This window comes from Aminobacter sp. NyZ550 (genome assembly GCF_025628925.2).
Taxonomy (GTDB): domain Bacteria; phylum Pseudomonadota; class Alphaproteobacteria; order Rhizobiales; family Rhizobiaceae; genus Aminobacter; species Aminobacter ciceronei.
This window is the reverse complement of sequence record NZ_CP114190.1, coordinates 4,971,378-4,988,121: the sequence shown is the minus strand read 5'-3', so window position 1 is coordinate 4,988,121 and position 16,744 is coordinate 4,971,378. Positions and strand designations below refer to the sequence as shown.

Here is a 16,744-nt window from a genome sequence, read left to right as displayed (position 1 = left end):
TGGAGTCGTCACGCGAGGATTGCGAGAACACGTGAGGGATTTGTTCCAGATCAAGTTAGCCCTGGGCCGTCTCAGCTAAGATGGATCAACCGTGGAACTGCCGCGTGATGTCTCAAGGAGGCGCACAATGAAGATCTGGATATTTCTGCCGCTGACGACCTACCCAGACGCATGCGCTGATGTCTTCGCTGTGAACGCCGTGGGTAAAGTCGCGATTGGTCTTTGATCGCGCCGTCAAACACGCGCCATCAAAGGCAGTTCCGTGCCCAGGCCACACGCTAGAAAACAATGTGAACGTTCGGAGTGATGCAGTGACTGCGGAGACCAGCCAGTTCGAGGAAATTGCGACGGGACTCCTGAGTGCCGCTGAGGCTTGTGCGATCGTGGAAAGGTGCGCTCCCAATTGGTCCGAGGCGGATTGTGGCGACGTCGTTGATGTGTTCAGATCTTGGGCTTGGAAAGCGTTGGATGCCAGACGGCGCGATGACGAATTGAAGCAGTGGCACAACCTGCTTCGCCAGCTCGTTTCTCATTTCCGTGGGACGACCGCTTCCGAGAAGCTAGGGGTTCTTCGGGACCTTGTGTACGAGTCTATCGCGGTTGCAACGCCATTCCCGGTATCAAACGTGCTGAACAAGAAGCACGTCAAGGAGCTGCTCCAGATTCTAAAGAGTGTGCATGGTGGACGTTTGGACAGGAAATCTATCGGATCTAGATTGCGACTTGAACATGCCAACCTTGCCCGCGTTCTGACATTGGCATTGACGGCCGGACTGGTTGTCCGATCAGCTAGAGGGAAGAGTGCCTGCTTCTCGATTACCGAGTTTGGCATGACCCAGTTGGAGTCACGCGGCACTTATACCAACGCGTGCGATGCCAACGGCATTGGTTGTAAAATTCATACTATCCCGTGAAGCCGTCGCGCTTCGGTTAGAAAAGCAGTGATCGTTGATAGGTTGAGAATTCGGCGACTAACAGTCCAAGCTGTAGAGTTCTCCATTTTGCAGTGGACCGCACAGCTTGGATCGGTCGGGTAGGTCTGGGTGCGTCGTCTTCTGACTCGCGCGACGCGCGACGATCATGCGACGTGGCGATCCGGCATCTTACAGCGCTTTCGCACACGGCTCAGCCTGACGCGAAATCATCTAGCCAATGCCCTAGCTCTCATATCTGCCGGCTTACTGAACACGAGGAGGTCAGGTGCCTCAGAAGGTTCGAAGACATCTTCTTGTTGGATTCCTTCCTGGCGCTTTAGCGAGCTTTCTAAATCAACTTCCGAGGCAACATGGCACGTTACAGACGTTGGAAAGACGTGGCTTCCGAAGCCAACCTCATAGAGGCGCAATGGGAGACGGTGCATTGCTGAAGTTGGATGATTTGGCGTGCCGGGCCAAGGCACTTTTGGTCGAGCGCAGATTTGTACCGCGGAGGCCTACGAGATATTCGATGTCGATCGAGGCTGTGTAGTCGCGTAGGCAAGCAGCGCCGCGATTAGCCACGTCGATTGATTCATGACGCCTGAGGAGCATGGATCCGCCGCACGCGGCTGGGGCTGCTTGCAGGCGAGGTGCTAATCGCTCGAGCTATGCGGAACTCCGCATCGTCGAGTGACTCTGCTCACACGAACATCATGATCACCATGTAACCTACGGTCACAAGCACTAAGCCACCGACTAGCATCGGCACGAGGGTACTTCCCGAGTGATTATCGTTCATGGTGCCATTCCCTGTTGGCGGGGTTCTTCCTGAACTGATTTTGATCAGGCACTGCCAAGTGCGCACTGCCGCAATTTCCGAGCCTGGCTAGCCTGCCGGAATGAAGAATACCTGAGGTCGAGGGACACTTCGCTGACAAGGCGGTTGTCTGCGTCGACAATGCCGCAGCAAACCGAGTCGCCATTGCGTACAGTCAGGCGAATGCGACTTTCGTCGCCGTCGACGCCGTGCTCGACCATGCTGGTCACGAGGCCGAGGCGCATGCGGCGGCGCAGTTCGTTCGCTTCCACCGAATGCCTCTGGGGTTCCAAGATGTTGGAACCGGTCTGGTCAAGATCGAGCTTCATGTGGTCTTCCTCATCGCCGCGCGCCGCCAGTGTCTAGCATAAAGATAGATCTATGATATATGTTTTATTTCGCATGTTGCAGCATATTCGCATCACATCAAATTCGGACGACAGAAAGCCGCATCAACCCGGCAGGGGTGACACATGGATATGAGTGCAGGCACAAAGGAAAAACCGACCATCGTCATCGACGGCCGAGTGCTGCCCGGGCAATTGGACGAGCAGATGATCCACGCCGTGGTTCATGGGTTCTACGACGAAATCCGCAAGGATACCCTGCTCGGACCAGTGTTCAACGGCGCCATTGCTCCGCAAGACTGGCCACGGCATCTTGCGAAGATGTGCGACTTCTGGTCGTCGCTCATGCTGCGAACCGCGAGCTATGAGGGTCGCCCGCTGCCGCCGCATCTTGCGATTCCGGGTCTGGGCGAGCAGCATTTCCGGCGATGGCTGGGTTTGTTTCGCGCCACCGTCGACAAGCTCTGCCCGCCGGAGATTGCGGCGCTATTCATGGAACGGGCATTGCGCATCGCGCATTCCTTCCGGCTTGCGCTCGCCTATAACCGCGGTGAAAACACGTTGACGGTTGAACCGATCACGCCCGACAGCCTGTGATGTGCCGAGGCGGTCGGCAGGGCGGGCATGCGGCGAAGTTTGGAGCGAAAAATGAGGCTGACGAATTTTTCCGACTATACGCTGCGCATGCTGATGTTCGCGGCGTCCGCCGGTGATCAGTTGTTCACGATCGAAGAGACGGCGCGCGCCTTCGGTGTGTCGAAGACGCACCTCAACAAGGTGGCTAATACGCTCACCCGGGCCGGCTATCTTGTTGCGGTCCGCGGCAGGTCGGGGGGACTGACACTCGGTCGCCGACCGGAAGATATCCGCATCGGCGACGTGATCCGGCTGACCGAGCCGGACTTTGCTCTAGTCGAGTGCTTTACTACGGGCAACCAATGCACGATCACGCGGTGCTGCAAGCTTTCCGGCATGCTGCGCGACGCACTCTCATCGTTCCAGTGCACGCTCGATCGCTACACGCTAGCAGACATCGCCCTGGCGCGTCAGGATTTCCTCGTTGACGTTTCCGGCGCCTAGCGAGCACATGGAGAAGCCGTTGATTTTCAGCTATGACGACAACGTATTGGTGCGCCTCATTTAGGTCAGTGAAGTGCGTTTTGCCCCCTTTGCCCAGGCGGCGAGTTGCAAGCAGCGATACCTTTGGTGGTCGAGCAGGCTAACGCCACAGTTTCCTACTGCGGCCCGGCAAAAAATAGTTGGCCAGCCCTGCTGCGATTAGGCCTGTCGGCTAGTCCTCGGAAAGCAAACGGATTTCGCTTGCCTTAGCTGATGAAAGTGCGGAGCAAATCGTCGGCTTCTTAGTCGTAAAGTACCGCGAACCCGCCACTGTAAACACGAGCATTCTGTTGGCAGGGGAGGTTCGCCTCCAGGATGAGCGTCGCAGGCCACGTACAGCCAGCGCGTTCCACGCAGTTGGCGGGGCTGGCCGCATGTTTCACAAGTCCGCAACGACCGCCGGATTGCGCCGAATGTCTTTAGAAAGGGACGTGCCACCCTTGAAGTCCAATGTCAGCGTCGTTCCCCTGCAGGCCGAAAAAGCCGCCTCAAGGTCCAGCAGACCCAGAAGTCGTTTTCGATGATCGCGTTGGCGACCCACGGCCCGCGCCCGTCTCGCCAAAGAGAGCGGTCCGATCAGCGGCTGAAGTGGGCCGAGCTTGGGATGGACCTTAGGGAAATCATACAGATCACGCGCCAGGTTGCGGAGTCTACCGTTTCTCACCAGACGAGAAAGGACTTGGTTAACCGCTGCCCGCGCCGCCAGGTCCCGGAAGTCACCCATAGGTCGGCATTCGGCGCTGCGGACAAGAAAAAATCAAGCTAGATCAATGACCTAAATGGGTTTGATAAGCAATCGAGTGGGTTTTGTCACGCGCGACGACAGTGATGCTCTGCACGAAGTCGAAGACGCTTTCGGGTGGACGGCCTAGGGGAATACTAGCGACGCCCTAAGATGGTAAGGCTTCGGAGCGAGCTACAAGCTACGGGCCGAGCGCAGCGACTGCCTCGGCTACGATCGCTGCTGGTTCCTTGGCAATACCCAACCGGATCGATGCGGGCAAGCAGCCTTGAACTGATCAGGTCTTTTGCCCCGTGCAGGAACAAAAAGTGGACGTTCCCCACCCTGTAGCTCCGCTTCAGGACCGACCAGGCGCGATCACGGCCGGCTGTCCCGTTTCTGCGGTTGCCAGCACGACGCCGTCATCTGCCGGGTGCATGAACTTGTTCGAATGCCAGGAGGCAGCGAGCTTGCCGGCTTCTGCCTCGCAGTCGCCTATGACGCAGGCGACGACGAGATCGGGATCGTCGAAAGCAGCACCGTACTGATGGCCTCTCGCACGTTCGGCGGTTGCGGGGCGACATCGAAGCCGTCGATACTGGCCGCGCCATCGTCCGCCCTGAGCCGAGTGGACAGGATTTTCTCCGCCGTTGTCTTGCCCGCCCCGTTCGAACCGAGCAGTGCAAAGATACTGTCGCGTGCCACTTCGAAGTCCACGCCGCGCAACACATGCAGTTCGTACGACTTCTCCAAGCCCCGCACGCGAATTGCCTGGACTTGCTGCTGTGTCATCGACCCTCGGATGAGCGAAACTACCGCACACCCACGCCTGAACGGATCCGAAACTCATGCGGCGCGGGCTGCAAGTAGAGCGTGGAGGGCTTCTGGCTTTAGGTGCGTATACCGCTTGAGCATCTTCCAGTCCTTGTGCCCGGTAACGAGTGCAACTTGCTCGATTGTGAATCCGGCCTCGAAAAGTCGGCTTGTGCCTTCGTGTCGCAAGTCGTGGAAGTGTAGGTCGTGGATACTCAGGTCGGCGCATCCGCGACGAAAAGCTGTGCCGACTGATCTGCCATTGTATGGGAAAATCCGATCATCGTTGTTACTTCGGCAGGCGCGCTGCTCCTCCACGATGGCCCATGCGTCGTATCCGCATGCAGCGAAAAGAGGAATGCGCTGGTTGTTTCCCTGCTTGTTTCGGGGATCCTTCCGGTCACGGATGAGAAGCATCCGGGTGCGACATTCCAGGTCCGACCAACGCACTGTGCAGATTTCCTCTTGGCGCATTGCGGTAGCAACAGCGAAGCGGATGATCCGGCCAATTGGGGCGATCTGACGCGGGTTTGCGTCGAAATGCGAGATCAACCGGTCGAGTTCATCTTGGGTCGGACGACGGTCGCGCTCCTGCCCTTTGCCAACCAGACCTAGCTGTTTCAAAGCGATGCGGGCGAGGTCTACGGCCTCGATTGTAACGGGTAGGCCGTGAACTGCGGCCGCGTGAGACAGAATGAGCTTGATAGTGCCAATGTCGATGCCGAGGGTAGCAGGGCCTGCACCTTTTGTCGCTCGATCGCGGCCGAACCGAATGAGCCGCTCGCGATCGAGCGCCGCCATGTTGCACTTTCCAAGCTGACGCTTCAGCATATCCAGAGTCGCAGCTTTCGAGCGTCGAGGGGGCTTGCCGACGTCACACATGTCGTCGATATGAAGGTCGATGAGATCGCCGAAGGTTTTGAGGCGGGCGATGCGCGACTGATTTGGCGTTTCGCCACGATCAATCTGGCGCTCCGCCTCAAGGGCCCAGCGTCGGGCATCGTCTCGCCGCAAGAAGGTCTCGCTGACGTAACGGCCCTTGCGACGAACTTGAACGCGCCAGGAGCCGGAATGGAGTTTTGTGAAACTGGCCATTTTTCGTGTGCGCTCCGTGTGCACTCAGCCGTCGAATGGTGGCGAAAAGCGTCGCAATGTGGCGTAAATTCGTGTGCACTCGGTGCGACCTAACTAATTGAGACTACTAAAAAAATGATGGAATATCAAGAACATAGACTGGCCATTGCGCCCATGATGGATGGGCTGGAGCGGCTGGAAGAGCTGCCGCTGTCATTGCGCCTGATCCGCGAGATGCACGCGCGGCTCCTGCAAAGCGGCCGCGGCGGCACGAAAAGCCCGGGCGAGTTTCGCCGCACACAGAACTGGATCGGTGGTTCGCGGCTCGGCAATGCGCTCTACGTGCCGCCGCCCGTCACCGAACTCGACGCTAGCCTCGATGCGCTGGAGCGCTTTATGCATGAGGATACTTCGCGTCTTCCGGCATTGATCAAGGCTGGCCTGCTGCATGTCCAGTTCGAAACCATCCACCCGTTCCTCGACGGCAACGGCCGCATCGGTCGGCTGCTGGTGACGCTGTCTCTTTGCGTCAATGGAGTGCTGCGCAAGCCGCTGCTCTATCTCAGCCTCTATCTGAAGATGCATCGTGCCGACTATTATCGTTTGCTCCAAGAGATGTGGGAAAACGGCAGCTGGGAGGCCTGGCTCGACTTCTTCCTCATCGGGGTGGCCGAAACGGCGAACCAAGCATTTGAAGCCGCCTCCCGAATTGTCGACCTATTCAAAGAGGACCGCGAGCGGATCACGACCGAAAGTGATCGTGCCGGATCCGCGCTCCGCATCCACGATCTCTTCCAGCAGAACCCGTTCCTGAGCTCCAATCAGCTTGTGCGGCACACGGGCTTGTCGGCACCGACGGTGAATGCGGCCTTGGCTGACCTAGAGAAGATGGGCATCCTAGAAGAGATTACCGGTCGCAAGCGGGGAAGGGTGTTCAGCTACCGTCGCTATCTTGCAATCCTCAGCGAGGGGACCGATCCCTTGCCGGTTGGCTCCTGAAGCCCCCCGTAGCTGTCTCGCCCCTCGAATGACAGGAGGCGCAATCAGCGTATTGATTTCGTAGACGCTGACGGTACTTTATTAGAATAGCTAGCTTCGATTGTCGCCGTTTACGACACCCGCGAAATGTCCGATAGATGTCGACAGTTCACAGAATTTTTCCTGTACAAAAATTCCAAAAACCCTAGCAAAATCAAGAGGCTAACTTTTTGACGGGTCTGGTCCCGGCGCTGGGTTCTCATAAGGAAATTTTCTGTAGGAAAATCAATTCCTTATGACGAGAAAAATTTTAGAGTGGGTTACGTACCTGGTCGTCGAGCAGGCGAAGAAGGACGGTCTGCCCCTTGAGCCTTTCACCGTGCACGATCTGAGGCGGACTGGTTCGACGCTGCTCAATGAACTGGGTTTCAACAGCGACTGGATCGAAAAATGCCTCGCGCATGAGGACGGTCGTTCGTCACGAGGTCAGCCGTCGGGCGAGATCTCTGCTGGCCTGAACAGGCCGAGCTTGTCGAGCGGGCTCGTGACCGTGCGCACCGTCCGGGTCGCGACCTTGGTGTAGAGGGCGGTGCTGTTCAGCTTGGCATGCCCGAGCAGGACCTGGATGATCCGGATGTCGACGCCGTCTTCCAGCAGGTGAGTGGCGAAGCTGTGACGCAGCGTGTGCGGCCCGACCCGCTTGGTAATGTCGGCGGCCTGCGCCGCCTCGACGACGATGCGGTAGAGCTGCCGCGTGCTGATCTGCTTCATTGCGTGTTGGCCTGGGAACAGCCAGCCGTCACGGTGGCGTTGAGCAGCCCTGCCGGACAGCTGAAGTGCCGCGACCGTTTCCGTGAAGCGGGCGACCAAGCGTGTTGATATGCCTCGTCAGAGCATCCGCTGAAGAACGTCCCGCGGTCTGAGTTGCGCAGATGATGCTTCAGCGCGACGCAGGCAGGCCGCAGATAGGCGCTGTGAAGCGCCTGCAAACCCCGTAAACCTTGGGCCGGTCGTCAACTGAACTCCCAATTCCGGTGCGGTCACCTTTGTGTTTGAACGCGGAGAAGTCGGCTGTTCGGACGGATACGCGATTTCGGTCGAGCCGGTCTGCTAAAACCTCGTCGGCCGTTTCAAATTCCGCCGGATGACAGCGTACCACCAAGTCGAGGTCAGCAGCCCTGAGTAGTTGATGCCATGCGCGGAACGCGCTGAGATAGATCTCGTGGGGCTCGCACGGCGGGTCATCTTAGCAGGACCCGTGGAACAGACGAAAGCTCAGCTGGAACGCATCAGCGCCATAGGAACAAAACTCTGGCAAGGATGACCGAGGGTTCGGCGGCCTGAACACAGAGGGACAGCAGTTTTGCAAGATGATGCGGTGCTGTGCGCCGGGGGAGGTCCGGCAGGATAGCGAACCTCCCGATCCTGCTAGTTGATCGTGACCGCCATCACGCGTGGGCGAGCAACATTCTCCCGAGCCAAGACAAGCAGGATCACCAGGAAGACCGCTTCGACCACAGCGAAGGCCATGAAGGCTTCAGAAAACGAGCCGCCCGAAGCCCTGATTACCAGGCCCATCATCCACGGAGAAACGAAACTCGCCGCCACGCCGAGGACTTCCGCATAGCCAACTGCGACGGTCGCCAGTTCGTCGGCGTATTTCTCGGTGAGCAGGGCGAAGATGGCGCCGCCACCAAGTACCGCGATGCCGCTCAGGCCAGCAAGGACCAGCAGCCAGCCAAACGGCATCGGATAGATTGCCGCAGCGGTGAAGACGAAGGCGATCATCAGCGCCATTGCAGTGCCGAACTTGATCATGAAGGCCTTGCCTACGCGGTCGGCCGCGTAGCCACCGACGACCAGGAACAACACCTGCGACAGACCCATCAGCGTGCCGACAACAGCCGCGCTTTCGACCGGCATGTTCTGCACTGCGATGAAGGCCGGTACGACCCAGGTCGCCGTTCCGGCAATGGCGAAAGTGCAGGCCGCGATGCTCAGACCCCCAACGATGATCCACTTCGAGCGGAAGATTACGCTGATCGGGATCGATGCACCACGCGGCAGCGGCGGCTCCCAGGCAAAGCCGTTGATACCTATCTCGGCCGGCCCATTGCGGGCGAAGAGGCAGTTGATGAGAGCGACGATCAACGTCCCGCCGGCCAGAACAGCGAAGAATGTACGCCAGCCAAAGGCCATGGTCAGCGGAATTCCAAGCGCGAAATCAAGCGTGATCGCCAGGCTGTATGCCGCCAGGATGAGGCCGATGATGCTGCCGCGCCGAGACTGCGGAAACCAGCCGATGACCAGCTTCATGTTGCCGAGAAAGATCGCCGCGTCGAAGAAACCAATCAAGAGACGCAACGCGACCAGCTGACCATAACTCTGCACATAGATCTGCAGGACCATGCCCAGGCCGGTGCCTGCAAGTCCGATCAAAAGCATCATGCGCGCCGTCATGTGCCGGCTGAAATGCGACCACACGACCATGCCGATGCCGTAGGTCAGCGCGAAGATACCCTGCGCGAAGCCGGCCTGAGCCGGGTCGAGTTGCAGGGTTTCGGAGATGAATGGAATGACAGCTGCAAAGGCATACCAATCCGCCGCAAGAAAGACCTCGCACACCAAGGCGAGTGCAAGCATGCCGATTTGCCATCGCCGGATGCGCGACCGGTCGTTTTCGGTAATTGTGTCCCAGTTCATCGTCCGTCCCCCGTTGGAAAACCTGGTTTTTGCGTGAGTGTGGTCGCCTATTTTTGCAGCTTCGTTTGAGCTGCGGCCCACTTTCCGCGGGTATTCCGCCTGCGGCGACTGACACAGGCGGAAGGATGTGTCGCCGTCAGGACTGCGGCGGCAGGAAATTGACCTCGTGTTCGGCTGCGATACGCACGACTTCAGCCGGATCGCCAACATTGTGGATGCGGTCGAACAGTCCGCGCAGGACCCGCGTCGGCGAGACCCAGAACAGGCAGCGCACAGTGCCGGAAGACTTGTTGAAGATGCCGTGCGGCTCTCCCATCGGCATGCGGATCAGGTCGCCTGCGGTTGCATTCACTTCCTTGCCGTCGAGCCAGAGGTCGAGGCGGCCCTCGAAGACCGAGACAAACTCGTCCTGGGTCGGGTGCGTGTGAGGCGGAACGAAGGTGCCGGGGGGCAAGATCGCGTGCCACGCCATGGAGGCATCCGATTGTTGCTTCAGAGTGTATGTCTGGCCAAGAATACTCCAGACGGTTCCGTCATAGGCTTCGTCGCTTTTTGTCACGCCGGCCTGCATTACAATCATGATGTGGTTGTCCTTGTGAGTTGGTGTTCGTCGTTAAGGGTGCCGTCAGGCGGCGAGAAAATCGCGGAGCAGGGTGGTCGCCTGGGGCGCTTCCTCGAACAGGAGATGCCCGGCGCCTGGGACCAGCTCGAGGCGAGAAACGGGGATGCACTTCAGCCAGGCGTGTGCCTGCGCAGCCGGCCGCATTCGGTCCTCGCTGCCCCAAAGCAGCAAGGTGGGAGCAGCAATGCGATGAAGCCAGGCGCCCAGTTTCGGATTGCCTTGCGGTTCGATGGCAAGCAGGCGACCGAGCGCCGCCATCTCGCGCCCAAGCGACGCGCCGAATGTAGGGTCTTGGGTCGTTGGAAAATATCCCAGCGCGACGCGCGGGTCATGGGTCAAATAGCCGGGAAGTTCTGGCGGGCTGACGGTGGACAGGTCGGGCGCGGGGTGTTCGCGCACGACCAGACCCGCCGGTGAAATCAGTGCCAGCCGACGCAGACGGCTGCTTTGCCGAGCCGCGTACTCGGCAGCGATCCAACCTCCAAGCGAGAAGCCGGCAAGGTCGAACGCTTCAAGCCCGAGCCGGTCAAACAGATCGGCATAATGCAGCACATAGTCGTCGATTGAGGTGATGCGATCGTCGTCTGCCGAGTCGCCGAACCCTGGATGATAGGGAATAATGACTTTCGCGCCCGTAGCCAACGTGCGGGCGAATTCGAAGCCGGTAAACGTTCCTGCGCCATGCAGGAAGACCAGAGGAAAGCCCTCGCCGATACTGTGCACGATTGTGCGAATGCCGCGGATCTCGTACTCGGCGCGCTCAAAACCTTCCAAGGCCGGAAAGGGTCCGGGTTGCAGTGTCATGATCTGAAAACTCCCTGTTTATTCGGCGGCGACACAGCACGGCCGCCCGGCGAGGCCGGCAAACTGGTCGACCGCGTCGATAATGCGCTTGAGCACCATGGGATTGCTTGGAACGCCATCGGTGAAGTCGGTTTCGCTGGCATAGATCGCCGTTGGGATGGTGCAGGCTTCAAAAAACCCGAAAAGCGGTCGAAGCTGATGTTCAACGACGAGGGAGTGGCGCATGCCGCCGCCCGTCGCAGTCAGAAGCACAGGTCGGTTGATCAGCGCTGACGGGTGGACAAGGTCAAACACGTGCTTGAACATCCCGGCATAAGAACCCTTGTAGACCGGGCTGCCGACGATCAGCGCGTCGGCGTTTTCGATCGCCTCCACAATCGATCGGGCCTGATCGTTCAATCCGGCCGGTGAACAGGCGGCCAACCCTTCTCCGGCGTCCACCAAGTCGAATATCTCGACGGAAAAGCCATGGCGCTGGCGGATCTTTTCGGAAACGGCTTCGACAAGCGCACGTGTTTTCGACGGCCTCTGCGCGTTGCCGCAGAAGCCGATGACTTTGACACCGGTCATCCAGATCTCACTCCCGTATGGAACCACCAGGTATTCATCGACCTGTTCGGCGGTTCGCCAACTCCCATAAGCGCTCAGTTTCAGAACGGTAAGCTGCTTGGGCAAGCCCCCCAGTTGAGGGGGTTGCTGTCGCAACGCCCGGTTGGAACAGTGCCGGGAGAAAGCGCCTGGCACGATCGGCAAGGCGCAGACCAACAAGGGTGGAGCCTGTGAACATGTCAGTCGTCGAGTTCAAGAAAACCGGAAATCCGTCGCTGGCCGAGATGGCCGCCCATGTCGAAAACATCCTGCCGGCGATCGAGTCGGCTGCGGAAGAGAGCGAACAGCTGAACAGGCTGTCCGATGCGACATACATGCTTTTGCGTGATGCCGGTCTCTTCAGCATGATGATGCCGAAGGAGGTTGGCGGAGCTGAACTTTCTCACGTCGACGCGATGCGGCTCGGCGAACGCGTGGCATGGGCGCATGGTTCTGCCGGCTGGTGCGTGATCGTGAACAACGCTGTCGGCGGTGTGATGTCGCTGTTTGTCTCGGAGAAGGGCGCCGCCGATATTTTCGCCGAGGGTCCCGATGTCATGGTTGCCGGAAACGGTGTGCCGCGAGGCTATGCGCGGCCGGTCGACGGCGGCTACATGATCCGCGGCAACTGGGCCTATGGCAGCGGCATTCATCACGCCGCCTGGATCCATTCTGGCTGTTTCGTTACCGAGGCGGACGGCAAGACCATGGTCAAGCAAGCCAATGGTCAGCCGGAAATCGTCATCACCCATCACCCGCGCGAGACCATAGAGTTGAAAGGCAATTGGGATGTGCTCGGTCTGCGCGCCACAGGCAGTTTTGATTACACGCTCAAGGATGCCGACGAGCTCTTTGTGCCCAAGCATCTGTGTTATGGCTTCAACGACGGTGATGCCAAGCGTGGCGGCCCGCAGGGTAGTCTCGGGCTGGTGGGCTACACGGCCTGGGGTCACACGACATGGGCGCTTGGCGTCGGGCGGCGCATGCTCGACGAACTTGCCAAACTGGCTAAGGTTCGCGTCGACGCGTTTGGCAAGATGAATGAGAGCGCGACCTTCAAATATGAGTTCGCCCGGGCTGAGGCGCGCTTCCGTTCGGCACGTGCCTTTGCCTATCAGGCCTGGGCGAGCATGGCCGAAACCTTCGATGCCGGCCGCAACGCTTCTGTCGAGCAGATCGCCGATGTGAAGCTTGCGATGCGTCATGTCCATGACGTCATCTCCGATGTCGGCACCTTCGCCCACCGCGCGGCGCGCGGCGCGTCACTTCACAACGGAACCATGCAGCGTTTCTATCGCGATATCCATTCGGGTACCCAGCACATCCTGATGGCTGACGAAATCGTACAGGAATGCGGCCGCGTCTATCTCGGCGCGGTCAAAGCCGACGCAAAATGGGGAGTCTTTGGTGTGGATGGCTAGATAGTCGCGCAAACGGCTGTCTTCGCCGCCGCAGTCAGCTTGATTTTTGCCGAGGTTGCTTGAAAATCCCGCCTCGGCAGAAGCGCTCACGCACTGGCGAGCCTTTGCCACATGTTCCTGACAAGCTCGAACAATGAGCAGCAGGGCTGAGGAGGGAAAAATGATGTCGGGGACATCGGCTGGACGATCGAACTATTCGACGGGAGAGGTCGGCCATGCCGCGCTGGCCGTTGCTGAAAGCCGCTCTCTCGAAGCTCTTGGCGAGTCATGCCACCGCGAAATGGGCAAGCTGATGGGATCGCCCACGGTCGGGCTTTACCTGTTGGATGATCACAAGCCGAGCCTTGTCTACAGCAAACAGGCGCCTGAGGGCTTCATCCGGGAGTACAGCGATGAATTCGACAAATACGATCCGCTGCTCGCCTATATTTTCGAGAAAGGCCGGCCTGTCGACGGGTCGACGGTGGTCGGTACGTCTGGCTGGCAGCACTGCAACAATTTCCAGTTGTTGAGGCGCTGGGGCTTCAAGCACTGCATGGCCGGGCCGCTTCTGGTAGAGGGTCGCGTGGTTGGCGTCGTCTACACCGCCAATGGCGGTGAGAGGGGACCCTATCGCGCTGAGGCAGTCGACAGCATGGATATTCTTTGCCGGGCCGGTTCACTCGCACTCGCCACCATGGTGGAGACTGGCCGGCTCGGCGGTGCGCCGATCGGCTGGATAGCGCAGTCCAGCGTTGCGTCACGCCATGAGCGGACGATCGGCGGGGCATATGCCTTGAACCAGTTGCCGGCGCGATCGCGCGAAGTGGCGCTTTTGCTCTGCCGCGGCCAGTCCAACAAACAGATCGCGCGGGCGCTGGGGATTTCCGCATATACGGTCAAGGATCATGTCGGCAAACTTTGCCAGCGACTTCACGCCCACAACAGAACTGAATTGGTCCAGCGACTGCTGACGACGCACTAAACCCACCATCCAGACGCTAAGCAGCAATAACACCGCAAGCGTCGGCCACCTATTTGAGGATGCGGTGTCCGCAAGTGGGGTCGGCACCGGTAGCCGATGCAGATGATGCTGGCCTCCATGGGAGGTGTTCAGACATACGGGCGACACCGCCAGCAGCGCTCAGAAATCATCGCCCACATTTACGAAGAGCTTGCGACCTGGAATGTCCCGCAGACCGGCGCAAACCCTTTTGCGTGAGCTTCAACAGCTCACTGGTCATGGCTGAGTGGTAAGGCGCTAGCGCCCGGCCAGGTCCAGCAACCGGTTCCACCGCAGCTTAGCCGGAACCTGCGAACAACGTTGGCCACTCGCCTGCGTATCCAAGCGGATGCCAGCTGGTCGCGCGATCAATGAACTGACTTCAGCAGAAAATCGCGGAAGCACCGCGCCGCAGGCGAAAGAGAACGCGTCCGCTTCTGAATCAGGCTGACCTCGCGCTTGATGTGCGGCTCGGTCGGTGTGCGAACGACGAGGCCCATGGAGGTCGCAAGGCGCGTGACCGCCGAGGTCATAATCGCGACGCCTAAGCCGCCTTCAACCATGCCGATGATCGTCAGCGGCAACGCCACCTCTTGCATCGACTTGTCGAGCGGCAGAACGATGCCGTTGCGCGCCAGTTCGTTTTCGAGCCGGTCACGGATCGGGTTGCCGCGCTGCGGGCCGATCAGCTTGCAGTCGGCAAGGTCGGTCCAGCGCAGTTCGGGACGTTTCACCAGCGGGTCCTCGGCATGGAGCACAACCAAAAACTCATCGGTGGAGAGCCGTGTGCCGACGAGTTCCGGATCGTCTTCCGGCACCGTGCCAAGTCCAAGGTCAACCAAGCCACTGGCGACCTGCTCCAGGACGGTCTTCTCCGCGACATCGTGCAATTCGACCGTGATCTCGTTGTAGAGCTTGGTGAAGGCGTTGACGAGTTGCGGCAGCATCAGGGCGGCCTGAACCGTTCCGGCGGCCATCGTGACCTTGCCGCGACGCAGCGCATTCAGTTCCCGCGAGCTCTCCACCATGCCCTCGATATCGGCAACGGCACGGGTTGCGATCGGAAGGATGTCGATGCCCGCCTGGGTGAGGCGCAGCAGGCGGGTGTGCCGATCGAAGAGACGAAGATTGAGATTTTGCTCCAGCTGCCGCACCAGAGTGCTGACGGCCGATTGTGACGATCCGAGCTTGTCGGCGGCCAGCGTGAACTGTCCGAGGTTGGCCACGGTGACGAAGGCGCGGAGCTGTTTCAGCGTGACGTCCATGCCGACCCATTCATTCAGTTACCAGATGAATAAATATGATTGTGCCGATTGTTTGCTGATTTGGCCAGCCGCATGATCCCCCTTGTACGGCGTGCGGTGTAAAAACATGAGGCCAAGATGCCCCCCACCGCGCCGGAGCACTATTCGCTGGGAGGATAGCGAATGTCCAAACTTGATACGACGGATCCCGTCGAGAAGAAGTACCCGATTCCAAGCCTTTTCGCTCTCGGCCTGCAACACGTTCTCGTCATGTATGCCGGCGCAGTCGCCGTCCCGCTCATCGTCGGCAGCGCGCTGCAGTTGCCCAAGGACCAGATCGCCATGCTGGTCAGCGCGGATCTGTTTTGCTGCGGCATCGTCACCCTCATCCAGGCACTTGGTGTCGGCCGCCACGTCGGCATCCGGCTGCCGATCATGATGGGCATTTCGTTTACTGCCGTTCCCTCGATCATCGCGACGGGCAACAATCCGGACCTCGGCATGCCCGGCGTCATTGGGGCGGTCATCGCCTCCGGTGTCTTCACCGTCATCGCCGCGCCTTTCTTCGGACGGTGGGTGCGGTTTTTCCCGCCGGTCGTCACCGGCACTGTCATGCTGGTCATCGGCCTTTCGTTGATGCGCGTCGGCGTGAACTGGGCCGCTGGCGGCCAGCCGATGATCCGGGGACCGGAAGGCATGATCCCGAACTCCGCCTATGGCGCACCCTTCGCGCTCGCCGTCGCAGCCATCGTGCTGCTGTCGATCCTGCTGCTCACACGGGTTCTCAAAGGCTTTCTTTCCAACCTTGCGGTGCTGATGGGCATCGGCATCGGCTTTGCCATCGCGATCGCATCCGGCAAGGTTGATTTCCATGGCGTCGCCGACGCCGGCTGGGTGCGCATCATCCACCCGCTCGCCTTCGGTTGGCCCGTTTTTGAGTTCTGGTCGATCCTTTCTCTCTGCGCGGTCATGACGGTCATGATGATCGAATCGACCGGGCAATTCCTGGCGGTCGGCGACATGGCCGGGCGCAAGATCACCCAGGCTGAGCTTACCCGCGGCCTCAGAACCGACGGCGTCGGCAACATCATCGGTGGCCTGCTCAACACTTTCACCTACACGACCTATGCGCAGAATGTCGGTCTGCTCCAGATCACCGGCGTCCTGAGCCGCTTTGTGGTCGCGACGGGCGGCGTCATCCTGGTCCTGCTCGGTTCGCTGCCGAAGGTAGCCTTTATCAGCGCCTCGATCCCGAGCTACGTCGTCGGCGGTGCCGCCATCGTCATGTTCGGCATGGTCTCGGCGACGGGTGTGAAGATCCTGTCGAGAGTGGATTTCGTCGCCAACCGCCGCAACCTCTACATCGTCGCAGTCAGCGTCGGCCTCGCCATGGTGCCGGTCGTGGCCGACAACATCTTCGCCCAACTGCCGTCAGCAGTCGAAAAATTCCTGCACAGCGGCGTGCTCGTCGGCACCTTCGCGGCAGCTCTGCTCAACATCCTCTTCAACGGCGTGCCCGCGAAAGAGCCTGAGGACAGCGAACTGCAGAACCGTACGCCGGCGGCCGACCTCGCCTGAACAGCAACAACCGTTT

14 protein-coding genes and 4 pseudogenes are annotated in these 16,744 nt (G+C 59.6%); 8 read left to right on the top strand and 10 right to left on the bottom strand.

Annotated elements, in window-relative coordinates:
* Positions 1 to 311 precede the first annotated feature (311 nt).
* The gene (locus tag N7E70_RS24770) at positions 312 to 914 is read left to right on the top strand and encodes a hypothetical protein (RefSeq protein WP_067964850.1); all 603 of its coding nucleotides are present in this window, start codon (positions 312 to 314) and stop codon (positions 912 to 914) included.
* 846 nt (positions 915 to 1,760) lie between these two features.
* On the opposite strand, the gene N7E70_RS24765 is transcribed toward N7E70_RS24770, so the two are convergent.
* Positions 1,761 to 2,063, bottom strand: coding sequence for a DUF6522 family protein (locus N7E70_RS24765; RefSeq protein ID WP_067964845.1), 303 nt, complete (start codon positions 2,061 to 2,063; stop codon positions 1,761 to 1,763).
* A gap of 144 nt (positions 2,064 to 2,207) precedes the next feature.
* Between N7E70_RS24765 and N7E70_RS24760 the strand changes: the two genes are divergently transcribed.
* Positions 2,208 to 2,678, top strand: a complete 471-nt coding sequence (locus N7E70_RS24760; RefSeq protein WP_246470527.1) for a group III truncated hemoglobin — start codon at positions 2,208 to 2,210, stop codon at positions 2,676 to 2,678.
* Between the two features lie 51 nt (positions 2,679 to 2,729).
* The gene (locus N7E70_RS24755) at positions 2,730 to 3,161 is read left to right on the top strand and encodes an RrF2 family transcriptional regulator (RefSeq protein ID WP_067964843.1); all 432 of its coding nucleotides are present in this window, start codon (positions 2,730 to 2,732) and stop codon (positions 3,159 to 3,161) included.
* 1,169 nt (positions 3,162 to 4,330) lie between these two features.
* On the opposite strand, the pseudogene N7E70_RS24750 reads toward N7E70_RS24755, so the two are convergent.
* The 3 genes and pseudogenes from N7E70_RS24750 to N7E70_RS24740 all read right to left on the bottom strand — a co-directional run.
* Positions 4,331 to 4,471 (bottom strand): annotated as a pseudogene (locus tag N7E70_RS24750) (hypothetical protein); the annotation flags it as partial.
* Positions 4,417 to 4,713, bottom strand: a complete 297-nt coding sequence (locus N7E70_RS24745) for an ATP-binding cassette domain-containing protein (protein WP_184767499.1) — start codon at positions 4,711 to 4,713, stop codon at positions 4,417 to 4,419. The gene N7E70_RS24745 and the pseudogene N7E70_RS24750, both read right to left, overlap by 55 nt.
* Positions 4,714 to 4,767: 54 nt before the next feature.
* Positions 4,768 to 5,829: a tyrosine-type recombinase/integrase gene (locus N7E70_RS24740; protein ID WP_154387576.1), complete on the bottom strand. Its 1,062-nt coding sequence runs from the start codon at positions 5,827 to 5,829 to the stop codon at positions 4,768 to 4,770.
* Between the two features lie 153 nt (positions 5,830 to 5,982).
* On the opposite strand from N7E70_RS24740, the pseudogene N7E70_RS24735 reads away from it, so the two are divergent.
* Both N7E70_RS24735 and N7E70_RS24730 read left to right on the top strand, forming a co-directional pair.
* Positions 5,983 to 6,807 (top strand): annotated as a pseudogene (locus N7E70_RS24735) (Fic family protein); the annotation flags it as partial.
* A 295-nt stretch (positions 6,808 to 7,102) separates the two neighbouring features.
* Positions 7,103 to 7,273 (top strand): annotated as a pseudogene (locus N7E70_RS24730) (tyrosine-type recombinase/integrase); the annotation flags it as partial.
* On the opposite strand, the pseudogene N7E70_RS24725 reads toward N7E70_RS24730, so the two are convergent.
* From N7E70_RS24725 to msuE, 5 genes and pseudogenes are all read right to left on the bottom strand, one after another.
* Positions 7,273 to 7,593, bottom strand: a pseudogene (locus N7E70_RS24725) (tyrosine-type recombinase/integrase); the annotation flags it as partial. The pseudogenes N7E70_RS24730 and N7E70_RS24725 sit on opposite strands and share 1 nt — an antisense overlap.
* Before the next feature lie 621 nt (positions 7,594 to 8,214).
* The gene (locus N7E70_RS24720; RefSeq protein ID WP_263007947.1) at positions 8,215 to 9,699 is read right to left on the bottom strand and encodes an MFS transporter; all 1,485 of its coding nucleotides are present in this window, start codon (positions 9,697 to 9,699) and stop codon (positions 8,215 to 8,217) included.
* Positions 9,626 to 10,069, bottom strand: a complete 444-nt coding sequence (locus N7E70_RS24715; protein WP_067964827.1) for a cupin domain-containing protein — start codon at positions 10,067 to 10,069, stop codon at positions 9,626 to 9,628. The genes N7E70_RS24720 and N7E70_RS24715 overlap by 74 nt, the downstream gene beginning before the upstream one ends.
* A 45-nt stretch (positions 10,070 to 10,114) precedes the next feature.
* On the bottom strand, positions 10,115 to 10,915 hold the full coding sequence (locus tag N7E70_RS24710; protein WP_067964825.1) for an alpha/beta fold hydrolase: 801 nt from the start codon (positions 10,913 to 10,915) through the stop codon (positions 10,115 to 10,117).
* 18 nt (positions 10,916 to 10,933) lie between these two features.
* Positions 10,934 to 11,590 (bottom strand): FMN reductase, encoded by a 657-nt coding sequence (msuE, locus tag N7E70_RS24705; RefSeq protein ID WP_371746519.1) that lies wholly within the window; start codon positions 11,588 to 11,590, stop codon positions 10,934 to 10,936.
* A gap of 110 nt (positions 11,591 to 11,700) precedes the next feature.
* Here msuE and N7E70_RS24700 point away from each other — a divergent pair, with 110 nt between their 5' ends.
* Positions 11,701 to 12,924 carry an acyl-CoA dehydrogenase family protein gene (locus N7E70_RS24700; RefSeq protein WP_210301683.1) on the top strand — a complete coding sequence of 408 codons (1,224 nt, stop codon included), beginning with the start codon at positions 11,701 to 11,703 and terminating at the stop codon, positions 12,922 to 12,924.
* 280 nt (positions 12,925 to 13,204) lie between these two features.
* Entirely contained in the window at positions 13,205 to 13,888 is a 684-nt protein-coding gene (locus tag N7E70_RS24695) for a LuxR C-terminal-related transcriptional regulator (RefSeq protein ID WP_169808358.1), read from the top strand.
* Positions 13,889 to 14,274: 386 nt separating this feature from the next.
* Here N7E70_RS24695 and N7E70_RS24690 read toward each other — a convergent pair whose 3' ends face one another.
* Positions 14,275 to 15,171, bottom strand: a complete 897-nt coding sequence (locus N7E70_RS24690; RefSeq protein ID WP_067964818.1) for a LysR family transcriptional regulator — start codon at positions 15,169 to 15,171, stop codon at positions 14,275 to 14,277.
* Positions 15,172 to 15,333: 162 nt separating this feature from the next.
* On the opposite strand from N7E70_RS24690, the gene N7E70_RS24685 reads away from it, so the two are divergent.
* Positions 15,334 to 16,728, top strand: a complete 1,395-nt coding sequence (locus N7E70_RS24685) for a nucleobase:cation symporter-2 family protein (RefSeq protein WP_263007946.1) — start codon at positions 15,334 to 15,336, stop codon at positions 16,726 to 16,728.
* The last annotated feature ends 16 nt before the right edge of the window (positions 16,729 to 16,744 follow it).